Source organism: Pseudomonas sp. PP3 (assembly GCF_905336995.1).
GTDB classification, from domain to species: domain Bacteria; phylum Pseudomonadota; class Gammaproteobacteria; order Pseudomonadales; family Pseudomonadaceae; genus Aquipseudomonas; species Aquipseudomonas reinekei.
In genome coordinates, this window is record NZ_HG995459.1 from 3,221,520 (window position 1) to 3,241,046 (window position 19,527).

19 protein-coding genes are annotated in these 19,527 nt (G+C 58.3%); 10 read left to right on the forward strand and 9 right to left on the reverse strand.

The window, feature by feature from the left end; genetic code table 11:
- Positions 1 to 195: 195 nt before the first annotated feature.
- Positions 196 to 1,119 (reverse strand): magnesium transporter CorA family protein, encoded by a 924-nt coding sequence (locus KHO07_RS14600; RefSeq protein ID WP_212624675.1) that lies wholly within the window; start codon positions 1,117 to 1,119, stop codon positions 196 to 198.
- A 7-nt stretch (positions 1,120 to 1,126) separates the two neighbouring features.
- On the reverse strand, positions 1,127 to 2,725 hold the full coding sequence (locus tag KHO07_RS14605; RefSeq protein ID WP_244858219.1) for a RimK family protein: 1,599 nt from the start codon (positions 2,723 to 2,725) through the stop codon (positions 1,127 to 1,129).
- Positions 2,726 to 2,818: 93 nt separating this feature from the next.
- On the opposite strand from KHO07_RS14605, the gene rimI reads away from it, so the two are divergent.
- On the forward strand, positions 2,819 to 3,913 hold the full coding sequence (rimI, locus tag KHO07_RS14610; protein WP_212624676.1) for a ribosomal protein S18-alanine N-acetyltransferase: 1,095 nt from the start codon (positions 2,819 to 2,821) through the stop codon (positions 3,911 to 3,913).
- A 58-nt stretch (positions 3,914 to 3,971) separates the two neighbouring features.
- On the opposite strand, the gene KHO07_RS14615 is transcribed toward rimI, so the two are convergent.
- Together KHO07_RS14615 and KHO07_RS14620 are read right to left on the reverse strand one after the other, a co-directional pair.
- Entirely contained in the window at positions 3,972 to 5,123 is a 1,152-nt protein-coding gene (locus KHO07_RS14615; RefSeq protein WP_212624677.1) for a PQQ-dependent sugar dehydrogenase, read from the reverse strand.
- Between the two features lie 52 nt (positions 5,124 to 5,175).
- Positions 5,176 to 5,535, reverse strand: coding sequence for a hypothetical protein (locus KHO07_RS14620; protein ID WP_150732836.1), 360 nt, complete (start codon positions 5,533 to 5,535; stop codon positions 5,176 to 5,178).
- A 190-nt stretch (positions 5,536 to 5,725) separates the two neighbouring features.
- Here KHO07_RS14620 and KHO07_RS14625 point away from each other — a divergent pair, with 190 nt between their 5' ends.
- Positions 5,726 to 6,586 carry a Ku protein gene (locus KHO07_RS14625; RefSeq protein WP_212624678.1) on the forward strand — a complete coding sequence of 287 codons (861 nt, stop codon included), beginning with the start codon at positions 5,726 to 5,728 and terminating at the stop codon, positions 6,584 to 6,586.
- Positions 6,587 to 6,651: 65 nt separating this feature from the next.
- Here KHO07_RS14625 and lpxO read toward each other — a convergent pair whose 3' ends face one another.
- Entirely contained in the window at positions 6,652 to 7,551 is a 900-nt protein-coding gene (gene lpxO, locus KHO07_RS14630) for a lipid A hydroxylase LpxO (RefSeq protein WP_212624679.1), read from the reverse strand.
- A 392-nt stretch (positions 7,552 to 7,943) separates the two neighbouring features.
- Between lpxO and KHO07_RS14635 the strand changes: the two genes are divergently transcribed.
- The gene (locus tag KHO07_RS14635) at positions 7,944 to 9,530 is read left to right on the forward strand and encodes an ABC-F family ATPase (protein ID WP_077183320.1); all 1,587 of its coding nucleotides are present in this window, start codon (positions 7,944 to 7,946) and stop codon (positions 9,528 to 9,530) included.
- A gap of 340 nt (positions 9,531 to 9,870) precedes the next feature.
- Positions 9,871 to 11,058, forward strand: a complete 1,188-nt coding sequence (locus KHO07_RS14640; RefSeq protein ID WP_212624680.1) for an MFS transporter — start codon at positions 9,871 to 9,873, stop codon at positions 11,056 to 11,058.
- Positions 11,059 to 11,168: 110 nt separating this feature from the next.
- Here KHO07_RS14640 and KHO07_RS14645 read toward each other — a convergent pair whose 3' ends face one another.
- Together KHO07_RS14645 and KHO07_RS14650 are read right to left on the reverse strand one after the other, a co-directional pair.
- Complete coding sequence (locus KHO07_RS14645; protein ID WP_212624681.1) at positions 11,169 to 12,206, reverse strand: dienelactone hydrolase; 1,038 nt, start codon at positions 12,204 to 12,206, stop codon at positions 11,169 to 11,171.
- A gap of 171 nt (positions 12,207 to 12,377) precedes the next feature.
- Positions 12,378 to 12,989, reverse strand: coding sequence for an FMN-dependent NADH-azoreductase (locus KHO07_RS14650; RefSeq protein WP_150732831.1), 612 nt, complete (start codon positions 12,987 to 12,989; stop codon positions 12,378 to 12,380).
- 132 nt (positions 12,990 to 13,121) lie between these two features.
- On the opposite strand from KHO07_RS14650, the gene KHO07_RS14655 reads away from it, so the two are divergent.
- Positions 13,122 to 14,030, forward strand: coding sequence for a LysR substrate-binding domain-containing protein (locus KHO07_RS14655; RefSeq protein ID WP_150732830.1), 909 nt, complete (start codon positions 13,122 to 13,124; stop codon positions 14,028 to 14,030).
- Positions 14,027 to 14,386 carry an MmcQ/YjbR family DNA-binding protein gene (locus KHO07_RS14660; RefSeq protein WP_150732829.1) on the forward strand — a complete coding sequence of 120 codons (360 nt, stop codon included), beginning with the start codon at positions 14,027 to 14,029 and terminating at the stop codon, positions 14,384 to 14,386. The genes KHO07_RS14655 and KHO07_RS14660 overlap by 4 nt, the downstream gene beginning before the upstream one ends.
- Here the strand turns inward: KHO07_RS14660 and KHO07_RS14665 are convergent.
- Both KHO07_RS14665 and KHO07_RS14670 read right to left on the reverse strand, forming a co-directional pair.
- Positions 14,383 to 14,811: a DUF1294 domain-containing protein gene (locus KHO07_RS14665; RefSeq protein ID WP_212624682.1), complete on the reverse strand. Its 429-nt coding sequence runs from the start codon at positions 14,809 to 14,811 to the stop codon at positions 14,383 to 14,385. The genes KHO07_RS14660 and KHO07_RS14665 overlap by 4 nt on opposite strands.
- Complete coding sequence (locus KHO07_RS14670) at positions 14,808 to 15,638, reverse strand: undecaprenyl-diphosphate phosphatase (RefSeq protein WP_212624683.1); 831 nt, start codon at positions 15,636 to 15,638, stop codon at positions 14,808 to 14,810. The genes KHO07_RS14665 and KHO07_RS14670 overlap by 4 nt, the downstream gene beginning before the upstream one ends.
- A 258-nt stretch (positions 15,639 to 15,896) precedes the next feature.
- On the opposite strand from KHO07_RS14670, the gene KHO07_RS14675 reads away from it, so the two are divergent.
- The 4 genes from KHO07_RS14675 to KHO07_RS14690 all read left to right on the forward strand — a co-directional run bounded on the left by KHO07_RS14675 (position 15,897) and on the right by KHO07_RS14690 (position 19,527).
- Positions 15,897 to 17,531 (forward strand): methyl-accepting chemotaxis protein, encoded by a 1,635-nt coding sequence (locus tag KHO07_RS14675; protein ID WP_212624684.1) that lies wholly within the window; start codon positions 15,897 to 15,899, stop codon positions 17,529 to 17,531.
- 120 nt (positions 17,532 to 17,651) lie between these two features.
- Complete coding sequence (gene pnuC / locus KHO07_RS14680; protein WP_212624685.1) at positions 17,652 to 18,215, forward strand: nicotinamide riboside transporter PnuC; 564 nt, start codon at positions 17,652 to 17,654, stop codon at positions 18,213 to 18,215.
- A complete protein-coding gene (locus KHO07_RS14685) occupies positions 18,212 to 18,742 on the forward strand; it encodes an AAA family ATPase (RefSeq protein ID WP_212627637.1) in 531 nt (176 codons plus the stop codon). Before pnuC ends, KHO07_RS14685 begins: the two co-directional genes overlap by 4 nt.
- Positions 18,743 to 19,092: 350 nt before the next feature.
- The gene (locus tag KHO07_RS14690) at positions 19,093 to 19,527 is read left to right on the forward strand and encodes a hypothetical protein (RefSeq protein WP_150732824.1); all 435 of its coding nucleotides are present in this window, start codon (positions 19,093 to 19,095) and stop codon (positions 19,525 to 19,527) included.

A 19,527-nucleotide genomic window follows, 5' to 3' on the forward strand; every position in this document is an offset into this window, starting at 1 on the left:
ATAATGCTTGGCTGGCAGCGCAATACAGTGGAAGTCATGGCCGGAAATTAGCCGGGCGCGCGGGCCAAGTCAATGGTAAGTCGCCGTCGATTCCAAGATGACATCGCGAGCAGGCCCGCTCCTGCAGGTTTGCTGACGTCGCAACAACACTGTGGGAGCCCGCTGCCAGCGATCACGACATAACACTCACCCGATTCATTTCGCCAAGCGCTTGAGCCCCATCACCATCACTCCCGCCCCAAGCATCATCGCCGTCAAAAACAACGGGTACGACACCCACCACGGTGTTCCAGCGGTCATCATGCTGAACTCGGACATGCCGCCGATGCTGGCGATCAGGTTCAGCGGCAGGAACACCACGTTGATCAACGTCAGTTTGCGCAACAGGTTGTTCATACTGTTGTTCATCAGGTTGCCCCGCGCATCGATCAGCCCGGAGAACACTGTCGAGTAGATTTCCGCCTGTTTGTAGCATTGGTTGTTTTCGATGATCAGGTCGTCGATCAGGCCGAGGGCATGGGCGCCAAAGTGTTCCTTTTCCGCGTGGTTGCGCAGCCGGGTGAGTACCGCGCCATTGCTGTGGATCGCGTTGATGTAATAGATCAGGCTTTCGCTGAGATTGAACATCTGGATCAGGTGCTGGTTCTGCATCGATGCGTTGAATTTCTGTTGCAACTCCCGGGCAACCAGCTTGATGACTTTGAGGTGCCCCAAATAGTGGTGGATGTTGTTGAACAGCAAGTCGAGCAATACATCCAGCGGCGTGTTCAAGGCCTGCCGCTTGCCCAACCCGCCAAGCGGCGCGTCATCGATGGCAATGACCAAGAGACGATCCGGACTGAACAGCAACCCACAGGATGACACCTCAAACGCCAGGCTGTCGGCTCCGGAGTAGCTTTCCGGGTGCTTCCAGATCAGGAACAGGTTGTCGGGGTGAAACTCGATACGCGACACCTCGTCAGGGTCCAGTGCCGACGCCAGAGCGTGTGCATCGAGTTTGAAATGGCTATGCAGCAAATCGCGCTCGGCCGCATCGGGATTGCTGAACAGCATGACCGGGGCGTCCAGCCGGTCGACGGCGTGCAACGCGCCATGGGTCAATTCAAAGCTCTTGATCATCGCCTGATCACCAGGCCTGGCCGCGTCGCTTCAGTTCCAGGCGTCGCACAAACTCCTCAAGCACCAGCGAGTACAGATCGTCCTGCAAGTAGGCATCTTCGATACCGGCGTCCATGTTCGGGTTGTCGTTCACCTCGATCACCACCACTTTGTCACCCGACTGTTTCAGGTCAACGCCGTACAAGCCATCACCGATCAGGTTCGCGGTCTTCACCGCCAGTTCCACCACCGCTCGCGGCGCTTCGTGAACGGCCAGGGTCCGGCACTCACCGTTGATGTCCTGGCCTTTGGCTTTGTGGTTATAGATTTGCCAATGCCCCTTGGACATGAAGTACTGGCAGGCAAAGATCGGTTTGCGGTTGAGTACGCCAATGCGCCAGTCGTATTCGGTGTAGAAAAATTCCTGTGCCAGCAACAGCACCGAGTGTTCGAACAGTTCGGCGGTGGCTTCGAGCAGCGCTTGCTGACTTTCGACTTTGATCACCCCCCGGGAAAAACATCCGTCGGGGATCTTCAGCACCAATGGAAAGCCAAGGCGTTCGCCCACCCGCTCGAAATCTTCCGGTCGTTCCTTGTAGAGGATTTCGGTCGCGGGCATGCCCAGTTGGTGACTCTTGAGCAAGTCGGTCAGGTACACCTTGTTGGTGCAGCGCAGGATCGACGCCGGGTCGTCCATCACCACCAATCCTTCGCTCTCGGCCTTCTTGGCGAATCGGTACGTGTGGTTGTCGACGCTGGTGGTCTCGCGTATGAGCAAGCCGTCGTATTCAGCGATCCGCGAATAATCCTTGCGCTCGATCAGTTCGACGTCGATGCCCAGCGTCCTGCCGACCCTGACAAAATTATCCAGCGCCTTGGCATTGGAGGGCGGCAAGGCTTCCTGGGGATCATGCAGGATGGCCAGGTCGTATCGGGCCAATCGCCGGGACCGGGGCTGACGCCAGATCTTGCGACTGAAACTGTCGAGGGAATGCGCAAACTGATCTTCCTGATCTTCGCGCAACTTGTGCAGCGCGCCGGACTTGATGCCTTCGATGTGCCAACCATTAGTTCTACGAAACTCAACTAACAAGATCGGACAAGCAAACACTTCAAATAACTGTCGCGCCAAATCCTGCAGCGGCTCGATATTAGTCCTGCCGAAATAAAGGGTCAGGGTAAAGCCTTCGGTATCACTGTAAGCATGGTGACTCAGGGCTTTCTCCAGGGTTTTATCGAGGTCATCCAGCGCTAAACCGTACAAGGATTTACGGGTCAGCTCGCTGATGGTTCGCACCGACGGAATAACCTTGTGCCCACGGGCTTCAGCCAACAGTGAACAGTAATAGCCGTGCCCCAGATACTTGTAGCTGCGACACAGATTGATGACCTGAACACGCTTGCCCTGTTCGTTCTCACGGGTTTGCTCCAGGTACTCCTGGGCCGTGACGATGTCCTCGCTGGGAAAGTAAGAAGCCCAGTCTTCCTTGCGCTCGACGATGATAATCAACTGACTGGAAGTTCTGCCTGACTCATGTAAATGGCCATTTAAATATGTTTCAGAAGTGATTGCCGCCGGCAAACTTTGCTCGGATACTTCGCGCCAATGACCTTGTACCGCTGACATAGTATCGATCCGTTTTGGTGAACAAGACCGTTTCTATTAAGCACGAAGTTTTTCGAAAGTCCCGTTTCGTTACGCAACTTTTACGGCGGTCATATGAATACATTTTTTCGTTTGGCGGTGTTGGAAGACTTACCCGAGTTGTTGCAACTGGAGGCGCAGTGTTTCACCACCGATCGGCTAAACAGTCGCAGCTTTCAATGGATGATTACGCGTGCCCACGGGCAACTGCTGGTGGCGCAGGCCGGTGAGCATTTGCTGGGTTACGCCGTGGTGCTTTTTCATCGGGGCACGTCCCTGGCACGTCTCTATTCGATCGCCATCGCCGCCCAGGCGCGAGGCAACGGATTGGGCAAAAAGCTACTCGATCGCGTCGAGGCCTGCGCCCTGGAGCACGATTGTGCCTATTTGCGGCTGGAGGTGCGTATCGACAATCCAGCGGCGATTGCCCTGTATGAGCGCAACGGCTACCGACGCTTTGCCGTGATTCACGACTACTACCAGGACCATGCCGATGCACTGCGCCTGGAGAAACGCATTCTCCAGCACCGCGAGTCGCGCAACATTCAAGTGCCCTACTACCCGCAAACCACCGAGTTCACCTGCGGTCCGGCTTGCCTGATCATGGCCATGGCCGCACTGCAACGCAAAGATGTCCTGGAGCGACGCGAAGAACTGCAGATTTGGCGCGAGGCAACCACCGTGTTCATGACCTCCGGCCACGGCGGCTGCAGCCCTCAAGGTTTGGCATTGGCCGCCTGGCGCCGTGGGTTTCGGGTGCGTCTGCAGTTGAGCATGGCCGGGCCATTGTTCCTCGACGGTGTGCGCGACGAACATAAAAAAGACGTAATGCGCCTGGTGCACGAGGCGTTCACGCAGCAGCTGCTGGCCAGCGATGTCGAGTGCGAGATCGGTGGGCCGCTGAAGCTGCCGCAACTTCTGGAACAAGGGGGGCAGCCTTTGGTGCTGATCAGCAGTTATCGCCTGACGCGTTCGAAATCACCGCACTGGGTGATCGTTACCGATTGCGATGACGAGTTCGTCTATCTGCACGATCCCGATGTGGACCATAGCCAGCATCGCCAAGCCATGGACTGCCAGCATGTGCCGGTCAGCCATGGGGAATTTGAGAAGATGTGCAGTTTTGGGCGGGACAAGTTACGGGCGGCGGTGATTCTGTATTCCCGGTGAAACTGAAAAAATCGAAGCCTGCGGCAGCTCCTGCAGGGGTTGCCGCAGGTGCGATCTGTTATTTGAGGCCTACCTTGTAGAGTCCGCCGTCCTCTTCGTCGGTCAGCACATACAAGTAACCATCCGGCCCCTGCCGCACATCACGGATACGCTTGTCGAGTTCACCCAGCAGGCGCTCTTCGTGAACCACCTTGTCGCCGTCGAACTGCAGACGAATGAGCTCCTGGGTCACCAACGCGCCGATGAAGACGTTGTGCTGCCACGCCTTGAAACGATCGCCATCGTAAAACGCCATGCCACTCAAGCCGGGTGATTTCTCCCAGAAATGCCTTGGCCCGACGGTGCCTTCGGCGGTTTTGCCCTGCGCTTCAGGGATGGGCAGGCCGGAATAGTTGATGCCGTGGGTTGCCAACGGCCATCCGTAATTCTTGCCGCGTTCGATGACGTTCAACTCGTCGCCGCCCCGAGGGCCGTGTTCGTTTTCCCACAGGGTGCCGGTCCATGGATTGAGCGCCGCACCTTGCGGGTTGCGCACACCGTAGGACCAGATCTCGGGGCGCGCACCGGACTGACCGACAAATGGGTTGTCGTCCGGTACTTTACCGTCGGGATAGATCCGAACGACCTTGCCTTGAAGTTTGTCGAGGTCCTGTGCGGTCGGGCGGTCGTTGTTTTCCCCCAGGGTGATGAACAGATAACCGTCACGGTCAAAGACCAGCCGCGAACCAAAATGGTTGCCAACGGAGAGCTTTGGTTCCTGACGGAAAATCACCGTGAAATCCTTGAGGTTCGTCAGGTCCTCGGACAACCGCCCGCGACCGACAGCCGTGCCGGCCTTGTCACCCTGACCGCCACCCTCGGCGTAGGACAGGTAAATCAAGCGGTCCTGCTTGAAGTCCGGTGATAACACCACATCCAGCAAACCGCCCTGCCCCTTGGCCCAGACCTTGGGAACGCCGCTGATCGGCGCCGATACCTTGCCTTGCGGGCTGACCAGCCGCAGGTTGCCGGGCCGCTCTGTCACCAACATGCCCTGCCGATCGGGCAGAAACGCCACGGACCATGGATGCTCCAGCCCCTTGGCGATTGACGTGACCTCAAGGGCGCCTTGTTCACTTTTCATTTCCTGCGCGGACGCGGCCAAAACCGGCAGCGTGGCCGTCAACATTGCACTGGCACAGAGAGCACTCAGAATGGATTTACGTAACATGCACGATTCCTTTTGTCATGAGAATGGTGAGCAGGAATGAGCGGCCTGCCATTTAACGAGTGGAGGGGCCCGAGTCCCGAGCAGGTGGATTGGGTATGAATTTGGGTTGACTGGCGGGCGCACTCGGCGTCTGCCGGGAGCGATTGCCGATGCCGCCGTTATCAAGCGTCGGTGGGCGCGGCACGGGCACGGTATTCGGTCCGCGGATGGCCGGGGCGCTGGGCTGCGTGCCCTGCATGCTGTTGGGATTGGCCCGTCGAATCGGACTGTTATACGGATTGTTGTTGCCGCTGTTCGGCAGGTTCTGCGCCACCAGCAACGGAGCACGAAGCGACGGGGCTTGCGCCTGGGCCAGAGGGCCAAGAATGGCGCTCAAGGCCAACAGGATGAAGCCGAAGATGCATCTGTTCATGGGTTGCCTCTGGACGCCCGCGTGTAAGGACTTCGATAGCACGCTACGCCCCGGGTTCGGATTTGTTAACCAAAACCTCAACAACAAGATGTAACACGAAGTTGATCGGCCGCTTGGGACGGGCCGCAGGCCGCTGAAACTTTTTCTTGAAGCCCACGGTCACCTGATCATCACTCGCGAGTACACGACCATGGCACGGGCAATCTGGAAAGGCGCGATCAGTTTCGGGTTGGTGCACATCCCTGTGGCGCTGGTCTCGGCGACGTCCTCCCAAGGGGTGGATTTCGACTGGCTCGACAGTCGCAGCATGGACCCGGTGGGCTATAAACGGGTCAACAAAGTCACCGGCAAGGAAGTGACCAAGGAGCACATCGTCAAAGGTGTCGCTTATGAAAAAGGTCGATACGTTGTGCTCAGCGAGGAAGAAATCCGCTCGGCGCATCCGCTGTCGACTCAGACCATTGATATTTTTGCCTTTGTCGACGGCGACCAGATTCCGCTGCAAAACATCGACACCCCTTATTACCTGGCACCGGATAAGCGCGGTGGCAAGGTCTATGCGTTATTGCGCGAGACCCTGACCAAAACCAAGAAGGTCGCGTTGGCGCGCGTGGTGTTGCATACCCGCCAGTACCTTGCTGCTTTGATGCCATTGGAATCGGCCTTGGTGCTGGTCAAGCTGCGCTGGCCGGCGGAAGTCCGCAGCCTGGATGAACTGGCGTTGGGGCCGGACGTCACCAAGGCGGAACTGGCCAAAGGTGAACTGGACATGGCCAAGCGCCTGGTAGAGGACATGAGCGCCGAATGGACACCGGAAGATTATCGCGACGGTTTTGAAGAGAAGATCATGGCGCTGGTGGACAAGAAGGCCCATGAAGGCAAGATCGAGGATGTCGAAACGGATACCGGCGAAGAAGCTCGCAAGACGGCGGATGTCATTGATTTGACCGAGTTGCTCAAACGCAGTCTGGGGGGCAAGAGCGCCGATAAGGCGCCGGCAAAAAGCAAGGCGGCGAGTAAGCCGGCAGCGCGGAAAAAAGTCAGCAAGTGATGGGCTGGAGTACTGGCCTCATCGCGGGCTTGCCCGCGATGGCGTCGGCTTGACACACGAATGAATCAAACCAGAACAAAAATCGCCAGCAACCCGCCGAAGAACGCCCACTTCTGCAAGTAATACAGCTTGCGATTACGCTTCTTCAGTTCCTTGGCACGCAAACGAATTTTGTAGATCTTGCCGAACAGACGGTTGATGCCACCGGTCTTGTCCCCCGCCTCGTTCGGCGCGCCGGCAGCCGACATCACCGTGCGGCTGAACCAGCCGTTGAACGCCGCAGCCCAGCGATACTTCATCGGACGCTCGACATCGCAAAACAGAATGATGCGGTTCTGCTGCGTGGTGTTTTCGGCGTAATGAATGAAGGTCTCATCGAACATCACCGCTTCGCCATCACGCCAGTGGTAGTTCTCGCCATCGACGTTGATGTAGCAACCGGCATCATTCGGCGTTTCCAGCCCCAAATGATAACGGTAGGAACCGGCATACGGGTCACGGTGACGCACCAGTTTGGAGCCCGGCGGCAGTTCGGCGAACATCGCGGCCTTGATTGAGCCGATGCTCTGTACCAGCTCAGTGGTGCGCGGGCACAACTTCATGGCCGACGGGTGGCTGTCGCCGTACCACTTGAGGTAGAAACGCTTCCAGCCGGTCTTGAAGAACGAGTTGAAGCCGACGTCGTCGTATTGGTTGGAACGCTTGATCTCGCCGGCCCGCAGCAGGTTCTGGCCTTCGGCGCGGATTTCTTCCCAATGGGTCTGCAATGGGCTCAGGTCCGGGAAGTCCGCCGGATTGAGGTAAGGCTTGTTAGGGATTTTCGAGAACATATAAAGGAAGCAATTGATCGGCGCCAGGAACGTCGAGTGATCGCTCAATTGGCGACCCAGCTTGTGGCGCACGCGACCGCGCAGGTGGACATACGCGATGGATACTACATAAATAGCGGCAATGATCAGTTTCACGGAAATCGTCACACGTCAGAAGTGAACAAACTGCGCCCCCTGCCAGCCATCGGCTCTAGGGTCTTGTGCAGCGTCTGAATTCGAAACAACAGCTCCACTGGCCCGCGTTTGAGCCAGGCCGTATGTCGGCCTCGGTGAGAGATGGCATTTTAGCCACACTTTGTAACCAATAGTTAACCTATAACAGTGAAAATCTGTGCACGGCTACCGTCAAAGCGACGGTGTGGCCTCATTTCCCTATCGTTTGAAGTGCCAGACCAGTACAATCGCCGCCAAACTTTACGCGCCACCACGTTGATGACGGAAAAACCCCGTTTCAGCGCACTTTGACTCGGGTCAAGCGCGGTCCAGCCGCCACCCTGGCTACTCTGAATGCTTCGCAGGAAAAACCTTTGATCTCTACAGCTAACATCACGATGCAGTTCGGCGCCAAGCCGCTATTCGAAAACGTTTCGGTCAAGTTCGGCGCGGGCAACCGCTACGGCCTGATCGGCGCCAACGGTTGCGGCAAGTCGACCTTCATGAAAATCCTCGGTAGCGATCTTGATCCGTCCGGTGGCCAGGTCATGCTTGAACCGAACGTGCGTCTGGGTAAATTGCGCCAGGACCAGTTCGCCTACGAAGAATTCACCGTGATCGATACCGTGATCATGGGTCATGAAGAGCTGTGGAAGGTCAAGGCCGAGCGCGACCGCATTTACTCGCTGCCGGAAATGACCGAAGAAGACGGCATGGCCGTTGCCGAGCTGGAAACCGAATTCGCTGAAATGGACGGTTACACCGCTGAGTCCCGTGCCGGCGAACTGTTGCTGGGCCTGGGTATCGGCATCGAGCAGCATTTCGGTCCGATGAGCGAAGTTTCCCCAGGCTGGAAACTGCGTGTATTGCTGGCCCAGGCGCTGTTCTCCGATCCTGAAGTGCTGTTGCTCGACGAACCGACCAACCACTTGGACATCAACACCATCCGCTGGCTGGAAAACGTGCTGACCCAGCGCTCCAGCCTGATGATCATCATCTCTCACGACCGTCACTTCCTGAACAGCGTGTGCACCCACATGGCTGACCTGGATTACGGCGAGCTGCGCCTGTTCCCGGGCAACTACGACGAGTACATGACCGTGGCGACCCAGTCCCGCGAGCAACTGCTGTCGGACAACGCCAAGAAGAAAGCGCAGATTTCGGAACTGCAATCGTTCGTCAGCCGTTTCTCGGCCAACGCCTCGAAAGCCAAGCAGGCCACCTCCCGCGCCAAGGCAATCGACAAGATCCAGCTGGCCGAGGTCAAGCCTTCGAGCCGTGTGAGCCCGTTCATCCGTTTCGAGCAAAACAAGAAGTTGCACCGTCAGGCGGTCATCGTCGAGCGCATGGCCAAAGGCTTCGACGGCAAGACGCTGTTCAAGGACTTCAGCTTCCAGGTTGAAGCTGGCGAGCGCGTGGCGATCATTGGCCCGAACGGTATCGGCAAAACCACCCTGCTGCGCACCCTGGTCAACGAACTGACACCGGATGCCGGTAGCGTCAAGTGGACCGACGCCGCCGAGCTGGGCTATTACGCCCAGGATCACGCGCACGACTTCGAAGACGACGTGACGCTGTTCGACTGGATGGGTCAGTGGACCCAGGGCGAGCAGATGATTCGCGGTACTTTGGGCCGCATGCTGTTCTCCAACGACGAGATCCTCAAGTCGGTCAAGGTCATCTCCGGTGGTGAACAAGGTCGCATGCTGTTCGGCAAGCTGATCCTGCAAAAGCCGAACGTGCTGGTCATGGACGAACCGACCAACCACTTGGACATGGAATCCATCGAGGCGCTGAACCTGGCGCTGGAAAACTATCCGGGCACGCTGATCTTCGTCAGCCACGACCGTGAATTCGTATCGTCCCTGGCCACTCGCATCATCGAGCTGAGCCCGAATGGCGTGACCGACTTCAGCGGTACTTATGACGATTACCTGCGTAGCCAGGGTGTGGTGTTCTAAGGCAGCTCAAGCTTTTAGCTGCAAGCTTCACGTTAAAAGCCCTGTCCGTGTGACGTAATGCTGTTCAGTTAAGAGATAGAGCGAGCAATCAGTAACCTGTGGCGAGGGAGCTTGCTCCCGCTGGACTGCGTAGCAGTCCCATTTTTGGGGGCGCTTCGCTCCCCAGCGGGAGCAAGCTCCCTCGCCACAGGTACAGTGTTCGTCCTTAAATGAACAGCATTATGTCCGTGTGACGGGGCTTTTCTGTTTTTGAAAATCAAAAGATCGTTAGCCAGCTTCCTTTTATTCCAAAGCCGCGCCATCATGCAGTTCTCCCGCCGCCGCCCGCGAATGAGCCCTCATGTCTGCGCAGCAACAGCCAACGCAAAGCTCCATGGCGATCACCCTGCAGATCGTCTCCATCGTTTTCTATACCTTTATTGCCTTCCTCTGTATCGGCCTGCCGATTGCGGTGTTGCCGGGCTATGTGCATGAACAGCTAGGCTTCAGCGCCGTTGTCGCCGGGCTGACCATTGGCTCCCAGTACCTGGCCACCCTGCTCAGCCGGCCCATGGCCGGGCGCATGTCCGACAACATCGGCACCAAGCGCGCCATCGTTTACGGGTTGATCGGGATTGTGCTGAGCGGCGGTTTGACCTTGTTGTCGACCCTGTTGCAAAGTTTTCCTTTATTGAGCCTGTTGATCCTGATCGCCGGGCGCTTGCTGCTGGGGATCGCCCAAGGACTGATCGGCGTCGGCACCATCAGTTGGTGCATGGGCCAGGTCGGCGCCGAGCACACGGCGCGGTCGATCTCCTGGAACGGTATCGCCTCCTACGGCGCAATCGCCATTGGCGCGCCGCTGGGGGTGGTGATGGTCGGGCAACTGGGCTTCACCAGCCTGGGGATCGCGCTCTCTGCGCTGGCATTGATGGCGTTACTGTTGATCCGCAACAAGCCGTCGGTGCCTGTGGTGCGCGGTGAACGCTTGGCGTTCTGGGCGGTGTTCGGGCGCATTGCGCCCTTTGGTGCGAGCCTGAGTCTGGCGTCCATCGGCTACGGCACCCTGACCACCTTCATCACCTTGTATTACATCAACCGTGGCTGGAGCGGCGCAGCTTACTGCCTGACCGTTTTTGGCGTGTGCTTCATCCTGGCGCGGTTGATGTTCATTTCCAGCATCAGCCGTTTTGGCGGGTTCACCTCGGCCATTGCCTGCATGACCATTGAAACGGTGGGCCTGATACTGCTGTGGCTGGCGCCTTCGACCGGTTATGCGTTGATCGGCGCCGGGCTGACCGGATTCGGCTTGTCGCTGGTGTACCCGGCGCTGGGTGTAGAAGCGATCAAGCAAGTGCCCAACTCCAGCCGTGGTGCCGGGTTAAGTGCCTATGCGGTGTTTTTCGATCTGGCACTGGCGATTGCCGGCCCGTTGATGGGCGCCGTGGCGTTGAATCTAGGGTATGTGTGGATTTTCTTCAGTGCGGCGGTGTTGTCGGTGGGTGCCTTGGCTTTGACCTTATTACTGAAACACCGCGCCATGACTTGATGCCTACAACCCTGCAGGAGCCGGCTTGCTGGCGATGGCGTTCTGAAGATCGGTGCATGGCTCAAGGCCGGATCACCGGCAAGCCGGCTCCTACAGGAATTAGTAAACCTTTATTGATCTGCGGTTTGCATTCCGGCCCGCGTCGCTTTGCCCAACGTACGGGAGAAAAAGCGCCCGGCTTCGGTGCTGAGATTGCGGTGAATGTCTTCGCGATCGACTCCATCGGCGTCGGTGCACAGGGCCGGCATGATGACGATTTGTTCGTCATTGCACGGCGCCATGAAAACGAAGTGCCCTGCCCCGGCCAGTAATTTGAAATCCGGTGCGACGGGCAACTTGCGCGCCAACGCCGCGGCATTTTTGTCGACCGCCACCAGTTTGTCGCCGTCACCGCTGTAAAGCAGAACCGGCACATGAACATCGGCCAGGGTATGACGACCGAACTTCAGGCTTAACGGTGCCATCAGCATCAACGCATGGACGCGCGGATCTGCTACCGGTTGCAGGTCGTCACGGTCGACAATCAATTCGCCCTGGGTGTTACAGGCATCGCGGTCATCCGGGCGTTCCTGGCAATAACGACGCAGACGATCCAGATCCGGCGTCGCGCCGGAGAGGATCAACGCTGTCTCCCCGCCCGCTGAATAACCGATGACGCCCACCTGGTCGGCATTCACAAACGGCGCCAGCATGCGGTCGCCCAAGGTGGCGGTAATGGCTTCGGAAATCTGGATCGGCCGACCGTACAGGTTGCTCAAGGTGCCGAGCCGACTGTGATCCTTGGAGTTGTCCCCGGGATGAATCACCGCCACCACCACGAACCCCTTGCGAGCCAGCGACGTGGCCAGGTCATGCAAGGCCAACGGGGTGCCGGTGTTGCCGTGGGAAAGCATCAGCATCGGAAAACGGCCCATGGCGACTTTGGTGTCTTCACCAGCCTCGACCGTATAGCCCTCCAACTGGCTGGTGTGCTCTTTTTCGCTGGAGGGATAAAAAGCGATGGCGCGCATCGGCTGCAAGTCGAGCGGATCGAGAAAGCTCATCTCATGGTAGCCGACGCTCCAGTGAGGATGCGGCGCAGGCGCGGCGTGCACTGAATTCAGGCTGCTGAGCAGGCAAATCAGTAAAGTTGCACAAAGACGCACCATGAGATGCCCCACCTTGTTACCGGACTAAGAGACGTGACCCCTCGATTGCATAACTTGGGCCACAATCTGAAACGACCAGAAACAAAAAACTCCGTACCTGGTACTTGCGTATCCAGAATACAGAGTTTTTTGGGGCTTCACCCGAACGGCTTTGATGCTTTTACGCAAGCCTTACGCTGCGGCGAACAGTTGCTCGCTGATTTGCGTCTGTGCGTCGCTCATGGCTTTGGTGCGCACTTCGTCACCGTAGGCCAGGCCGTGGGCGCGAACGAATTCGATATCGGTGATACCGATGAAGCCAAACAACACTTTCAAGTACTCTTCGTGAGCAACACCGGTCGCTTGGCCATGGTGCAGACCGCCGGAGGTCGAAACGATCACCACTTTCTTGCCACCGCACAGGCCTTCTGGGCCAGCTTCGGTGTAGCGGAAGGTCTGACCGGCAACGGCGATGCGGTCGATCCAGGCCTTGAGTTGGGTTGGAATGGTGAAGTTATACATCGGCGCGGCAATGACCACGGCGTCGGCGGCAAGGAATTCAGCCAGGGTCTGGGCGCTCAGCTCGGCTTCGTGCTGTTGTGCAGCGTTGCGCAGTTCGGCGCTGGTGCCGGCGGCAACCAGGGTGGTAGCGGAGAAGTGGCTGATGGCGTCAGCGGCCAGGTCACGGTAAGTCACCACCGCCGACGGCTCGGCGGTTTGCCAGGCTTTGACCACTTCGCCACTCAGCAGGCGGGAAGCCGAGTTGTCGCCGAGAATGCTCGAATCGATATGCAGCAGTTTCATGTGGGATCTCCAGGTGAGGATCGCCCACAAGGGCGATCTGATGGGGACCATCCTACCGACGAAACCAATAGCTGATTAGCATGCAACAATGCGATAGTTTGTCTCACTGGTAGAACAATCGAGAAGACGTTCATGCAAGACCTCAATGACCTTTATTACTTTGCCAAAGTCGTGGAGGCCGGCGGTTTCGCGGCGGCTGGGCGTTTGCTGGGGATTCCCAAGTCGCGCCTGTCGCGGCGCATCGCCGAACTGGAGGAGCGTCTCGGCGCGCGTCTGCTGCAACGCACCACCCGCCAGCTCAAGCTGACGGCCGTGGGTGAACGCTACCTGCGGCATTGCCAGGCGATGTTGCTGGAAGCCGAAATGGCCGATGAAGCCGTGGCCAGCATGTCCAGCGAACCACGCGGTCGCTTGCGGGTGTCCTCTCCCGTCGGATTGGCCCACGAAATGCTGCCGGGGGTGATCAGCAGTTTTCTGGAGAAATATCCGCAAGTACAGCTGGAGGTCATGCTGGTCAACCGTCGCGTCGATCTGGTGACCGAAGGCGTCGATGTTGCTTTGCGCGTACGAGAACCGGGCGACGAAGACCCGTTGCTGGTAACCCGAAGACTCCGTCAGGCACAGATGCTGATGGTGGCCAGCCCCGCGTTCCTCAAGGGGCATGACATCAATCACCCGGACGACCTGAAAAGCCTTCCCGTGCTCGGCGCCCTGGAACCCGATCGAATGGTGCACATTCGTCTGGTCGACCGCCAGGGCAAGCATTATGACCTGGCCCTTGAAGCGCGATTGGGCATAGACGACTTCATCGTGCGCAAGACTTGCGCCCTCGCCGGCCAGGGCTTCACCACTTTGCCGATGATGTACTGCGAACAGGAATTGGCAAACGGCTCGCTGGTGCAGTTGCTGCCTGAATGGTCGTTGCCGGGTGGCTGGTTGCAAGCGGTCTACCCTCATCGACGCGGCGTGATGCCGGCCGTGCGCGCCTGGCTCGACCATCTGATTGAAACATTCAATGCCTGTGGGGATCGTTTGATATGAAGGCTGGACGCATGAGCGAAGCGCAGGTCGCGGCATTCTGTCTTGCATTGCCGGGTGCGCGGGAAGACTACAAATGGGGCGGCGTGCGGGTATTTTCGATTGCCGGGAACAAGATGTTCGCCTTGCAGAACCTGCGGGGGGAGTCCCTCGCATTCAAGGTCGACAAGGATTTGTTTCTTGGTCATTGCGACCGACCAGGCATTCACCCGGCGCCTTATCTGGCGCGCGCCCAATGGATCATCATGAACACGCCCTACCCGCTGGGCGCCGAGGAATTGCAAGGCCTGTTGCAACGCTCCCACCAACTGGTGGTCAGCAAATTGCCCAAGCGGACCCGGATCGGCTTACTGCTTTAAAACAATGCAAACAGGCGGGCGCCAAGAAACAGCATGTCGATCCAGAACACCTGGTGCAGCAGCACGATGAACCAGAACACCACCTGAAACGAAACCTTGCGCGTCTTGTGCCGAAACACCTGCTGAGCCAGCAGTGCGCCCGGCCAGCCACCAGCGAACTCCAACGCATGCAGCACGTTTTCCGGGGTTCGCCACTGCTCGGCGCGGGCCTTGCGCTTGTCGCTCCAATACAGCAAAAACGCCAGCACACTGACGATGCCGTAGGCCGCCAGAGGAATCATCGACACTCCTTGCAGCCATAACGACATCGAACCAGACAGTGGCAGCGCACACAGCGTCGCAAACACCAGCCATTTCAAGCGAAGGTTCTGAATCCCGCCTCCGGGTGGACGGCCGCGGTTGTTGCGTGCGCTGGAATCACTCATGGCTGGGCGGCTGTCCAGTCGACCCAACCGAACTGCCAAGTCGCCAAAATCAACAGACCGAAGGCGATGCGATACCAGGCGAATGCCGCATAGCTGTGACTGGCGATAAACTTGAGCAAGCCACGCACGGCGATCATCGCGAAGATGAACGCCGTAACGAAACCGATGGCGAACACCGGGAAGTCAGCCGGCACAAACAGCTCGTGGTACTTGTAGCCCGAATACACCGCTGCACCGACCATGGTCGGCATGGCCAGGAAGAACGAGAACTCGGTGGCGGTCTTGCGCGACAGGCCGAACAACAGGCCACCGATGATCGTCGAGCCAGAACGCGAAGTGCCCGGAATCATCGCCAGGCACTGGGCGAAGCCCACCTTGAGTGCATCTTTCCAGGTGATCTCGTCGACCGTTTCGGCATGAACTTCATGCTGGCGTTTTTCGGCCCACAGCATGATCACCCCGCCCACCACCAAGGCCGTGGCCACGGTGATCGGGTTGAACAGGTAGTGGTGAATCAAGTCGGCGAAAATCACCCCCAACACCACGGCCGGCAGGAAGGCAATCAGCAGGTTCGCCGTGAAGCGACGTGCACTTGGCTGGGTTGGCAAGCCGATGACCACGTCGAAAATCTTGCGGCGAAACTCCCAGACTACCGCCAGGATCGCCCCGAGCTGGATGATGATGTTGAACGCCATGGCGCGTTCACCACCGAAGTCGAGCAAGTCTGCAACAATGATCTGGTGCCCGGTACTGGAAATGGGCAAAAACTCCGTCAGTCCTTCTACAACGCCAAGAATCAAAGCCTGAAAGGCAGTCCAAAAATCCATCAATCCCCCAAAAGGCTATGCGTGTGCGCATGCCCCGTCAGTATTATCCAAGCGTTCACTGCGATCAGCGTAGTTGAAGTCCGCGTGCACAAAGCCCCCTCCTGACCCCGAAAATTGCGTGAAAATCATTTTGGATTCAGGTTTTTGCGCACCGGGCCGAAATCCTATCAGACAAGCCTGAAAAGCGCTGCCGCGTTATCAGGCCTGACAGGATGCAGGCGATCACTTTACAAAAACAAGAAACCGGAGCACCGCGTTATGAACAGCTTGCGCAATATGTCGATCAGCCGGCGGTTGTGGCTCATCTTGATCGTGGCCGTCATGATGCTGTTGGCCTTGGGCGTCTTGATGCTCAAGCAGATTCACGATGACCTGTACGACGCCAAGGCTCAGAAAACCCAGCATGTGGTGGAGACGGCCAGCGGCATTCTGAGTTACTACCACGGCCTGGAAACCGCCGGCACCCTCACGCGTGACGCTGCCCAGAAACAGGCGCTGACTGCCGTGCGCGGCTTGCGCTACGACCAGAACGACTACTTCTGGATCAACGATCTGACGCCGGTGATGGTCATGCACCCGGCCAACCCGAAACTCGACGGCCAGAACCTCTCGGCCATCCGCGATCCGGATGGCTTTGCCGTGTTCAACGAAATGGTCGCCGTGGCCAAGAGCAAAGGCGCCGGGATCATCAACTATCGTTGGCCAAAGCCGGGCGCCAGCGCGCCGGTCGAGAAAACTTCCTACGTCAAACTGTTCGAACCCTGGGGCTGGGTCCTCGGCTCCGGGGTGTACATCGATGACATGCAAGCCGAGTTTTACGGGCAAGTCTGGGAAGCAGCGTTTATTGGCCTGGCGATTGCGCTGATCATGGTTGCGCTGGTGATCCTGATCGCCCGCAGCATCGTGCGCCCACTGCAGGACACCGTGAACGCGATGGCCAATATTGCCAGCGGGGAAAGCGACCTGACCCGCAGTCTCGACACCCACGGCCAGGATGAAGTCACGCAGCTGGCAAGGCACTTCAATGCCTTTACCGCCAAGCTTCGCCAGGTGATCGGCGAGTTGCAGGTGTCCGCCAGTGCCTTGGGCCAATCGTCCAGCGAACTGGGCAACGACGCCACCCAGGCCCAGCAGCGCAGTCAGCAACAGTCGCAACAAATGGAACTGGTGGCCACGGCCATCAATGAAGTGACCTATGGCGTGCAGGATGTGGCGAAGAACGCCGAACATGCCGCCAGTGAAATGCGCGACGCCGAAGCCCAGGCCCAGCAAGGCCAGATCAACATCAACGGCAGCCTGCAGCAGATCGATACCTTGTCCTCGACCATCAATCAGGCCGTGGAAGTCATTCGCACCCTGGCCACCGAGAGCACGCAGATTGGCAGCGTTCTGGAAGTGATCCGTTCCATCGCCGAACAGACCAATCTGCTGGCCCTGAACGCGGCCATCGAGGCGGCCCGCGCCGGGGAACAAGGTCGAGGGTTTGCCGTGGTGGCCGACGAGGTTCGACTGTTGGCCCAGCGTACCCAGAAATCGACGGCGGAGATCCAGACGATGATCGAGCGCCTGCAAAGTCATTCCGAAGCAGCGGTCAAGGTGATCAGCGACAGCAGCCGCGCCTCGCAACTGACGATTGAACAGGCAGGCCTTGCCGGTGCGAGCCTGAATGCAATTGGCCAGGCATTGCGCAATCTGAACGGTCTGAACGCGTCGATTGCCAGCGCCACCCTGCAGCAGGCGCACGTGGTCGAGGACATCAATCAGAACGTGACGCAAGCCGCCGGGTTGTCCCACAGCACCGCGCTGGCGGCTGAGCAGTCCAGTGCGGCGAGCGTGCGGCTCAAGGGGCTGAGTGAGCAGTTGAACGGGTTGCTGAGGCAGTTCAGGGTGTAACACTCGACAGATCGCAGCTTCAGGCAGCCCCTCTGCTCTGCAGGTGCTGCCGAAGGCTGCGATCTTTTGTTCTCTGCGGGTACAATCCGCACCCTCTTCGATTTTCCTCAAGGAACCTCCATGTCCGGGCTTGAACTGTTTGCCGCCACCCTCGGTGTCATTGCCGTCTGGTTGACGGTCAAGCAGAACCCTTGGTGCTGGCCGATCGGCCTGGTCATGGTGCTTATCTATAGCTGGATCTTCTTCGAAGTGAAGCTGTATTCGGACATGCTCCTGCAAGTGATCTACGCCGCCCTGCAGCTGTATGGCTGGTGGCAATGGACCCGTGCGGGTGAGGCCAGTCATGGTCGTGAAGTCAGTCGGCTGGACAGCCGATCAGTGACGATCGGATTGATCATCGGTGCCAATGGCAGTCTATTGCTCGGCGCCGCGATGGCGCACTGGACCGACGCGGCCCAACCCTGGCTCGACGCGGCACTGACCGGTTTCAGCCTGGTGGCGCAAGTGTGGATGGCGCAAAAACGCGTTCAATGCTGGCCGCTCTGGATCGCCGTGGATGTGATCTTCGTCGGGTTGTTTATCTACAAAGACCTGTATTTGACGGCTGCGCTGTACGGCTTGTTTCTGCTGCTGGCCGTACAAGGTTGGCGCGAATGGCGCGCGGCCCCGGCGTTGCGCACATGAAGGTGCTGGTACTGACGGGGCCCGAGTCCAGTGGCAAGAGCTGGCTGTCGGCCGAGCTGCAAGCTCATTTCGGCGGGATTTTGGTGGGTGAATATGTGCGCCGGTTCATTGAACAGAACCCGCGAGATACCTCCCTGGCGGATATCCCGACCATCGCCCGTGGCCAGTTGCAGTGGGAAGATGAAGCCCGCGCCTTGCAACCGCCACTGCTGATCCTCGACACCCACTTGCTCAGCAACATCCTCTGGAGCCAGACACTCTTCGGTGACTGCCCTGGCTGGATCGAGCAAGCATTGCTGGCCAGGCAATATGACCTGCACTTGTTGTTGTCACCCGAGAATGTCGAGTGGACCGATGATGGTCAGCGTTGCCAACCTGAACTCGTTGAGCGACAGGTGTTCTTCAACGACATCCGGGCATGGCTGGAACAGCATGGGCAACTCGTACAAGTGCTAAGCGGCGACTGGTCCGAGCGACGAGCTCAGGCATTGACTGCCGTCGCGATGTTGCTCGGCCTCACCCCCTGATTCCGGGGGTATTTACCCAGCGTTTTCCCCTGTTTTGGGTCAAAAGTGTCCATTCGTGAAACACCCGCTTCCCCGCAAAAGGCCCGTTTCAGCACCCTCCCCCCTTTGCTGATCCGTTTGTTAAGCCGTTGATACACCCTCCCGCAAACCACTGTTCCAGAGCATCGCAAGCGCTTTAGCCTGCTGCGGGCACCGTTTGTTGTCTCACGGTTGAAACAACTTGATTGCGCCTCGCCCGGACAAAAGTCACAAGTTCTTGAATCACAACAAAAATCCAAAACAGGCACAGCTTTCGCTCTCTCCTTCACAACGCTGACTAGGGCCAGCCCACAACAAGAAGGAATTGCATCGTGGGGACTTACAAGAAAGGCTTGACCTGCCTCCTGCTGATCGCAAGCGCTGCCAGTTCAGTGCTCAGCTTCACTGCCCAGGCCGAAGGCGATGGCGTCATTGTCCTTCAACGTACCGTCCAGCCGGTGCACATTGGCCGCAATCAGGGCAAGGATCCAAACCCGATCACCGTCAATACCAACCCTTCCGCACGCATCACCGGTGAATTGAGCGACGGCGACTTCGCCAACGTCGCCAGTGGCACCTCATTCCGCGGTGCCAACAACCAGGCAATGGGCGGCATGCAGGGCCTGAACACTGTTACCAACCCCAACGGCATGCCTGGCATGAGCGCCGGCCATCAGGGCGGCAGCGGCAATGCGATTTCGGGCACCATCAACCGCGCCATGAGTTCCGGCCTCGCCCCACTGGGCAGACTGGCTGGAGGTCAATGA

Coding starts and splice junctions, on each gene's coding strand:
- KHO07_RS14660 (WP_150732829.1), top strand. CDS start 14,027: ATGAAGGCTGGACGCATGAGCGAAGCGCAGGTCGCGGCATTCTGTCTT.
- KHO07_RS14655 (WP_150732830.1), top strand. CDS start 13,122: ATGCAAGACCTCAATGACCTTTATTACTTTGCCAAAGTCGTGGAGGCC.
- KHO07_RS14625 (WP_212624678.1), top strand. CDS start 5,726: ATGGCACGGGCAATCTGGAAAGGCGCGATCAGTTTCGGGTTGGTGCAC.
- KHO07_RS14600 (WP_212624675.1), bottom strand. CDS start 1,119: ATGATCAAGAGCTTTGAATTGACCCATGGCGCGTTGCACGCCGTCGAC.
- KHO07_RS14640 (WP_212624680.1), top strand. CDS start 9,871: ATGTCTGCGCAGCAACAGCCAACGCAAAGCTCCATGGCGATCACCCTG.
- KHO07_RS14675 (WP_212624684.1), top strand. CDS start 15,897: ATGAACAGCTTGCGCAATATGTCGATCAGCCGGCGGTTGTGGCTCATC.
- KHO07_RS14615 (WP_212624677.1), bottom strand. CDS start 5,123: ATGTTACGTAAATCCATTCTGAGTGCTCTCTGTGCCAGTGCAATGTTG.
- KHO07_RS14665 (WP_212624682.1), bottom strand. CDS start 14,811: ATGAGTGATTCCAGCGCACGCAACAACCGCGGCCGTCCACCCGGAGGC.
- KHO07_RS14685 (WP_212627637.1), top strand. CDS start 18,212: ATGAAGGTGCTGGTACTGACGGGGCCCGAGTCCAGTGGCAAGAGCTGG.
- rimI (WP_212624676.1), top strand. CDS start 2,819: ATGAATACATTTTTTCGTTTGGCGGTGTTGGAAGACTTACCCGAGTTG.
- KHO07_RS14670 (WP_212624683.1), bottom strand. CDS start 15,638: ATGGATTTTTGGACTGCCTTTCAGGCTTTGATTCTTGGCGTTGTAGAA.
- KHO07_RS14605 (WP_244858219.1), bottom strand. CDS start 2,725: ATGTCAGCGGTACAAGGTCATTGGCGCGAAGTATCCGAGCAAAGTTTG.
- KHO07_RS14620 (WP_150732836.1), bottom strand. CDS start 5,535: ATGAACAGATGCATCTTCGGCTTCATCCTGTTGGCCTTGAGCGCCATT.
- pnuC (WP_212624685.1), top strand. CDS start 17,652: ATGTCCGGGCTTGAACTGTTTGCCGCCACCCTCGGTGTCATTGCCGTC.
- KHO07_RS14650 (WP_150732831.1), bottom strand. CDS start 12,989: ATGAAACTGCTGCATATCGATTCGAGCATTCTCGGCGACAACTCGGCT.
- KHO07_RS14645 (WP_212624681.1), bottom strand. CDS start 12,206: ATGGTGCGTCTTTGTGCAACTTTACTGATTTGCCTGCTCAGCAGCCTG.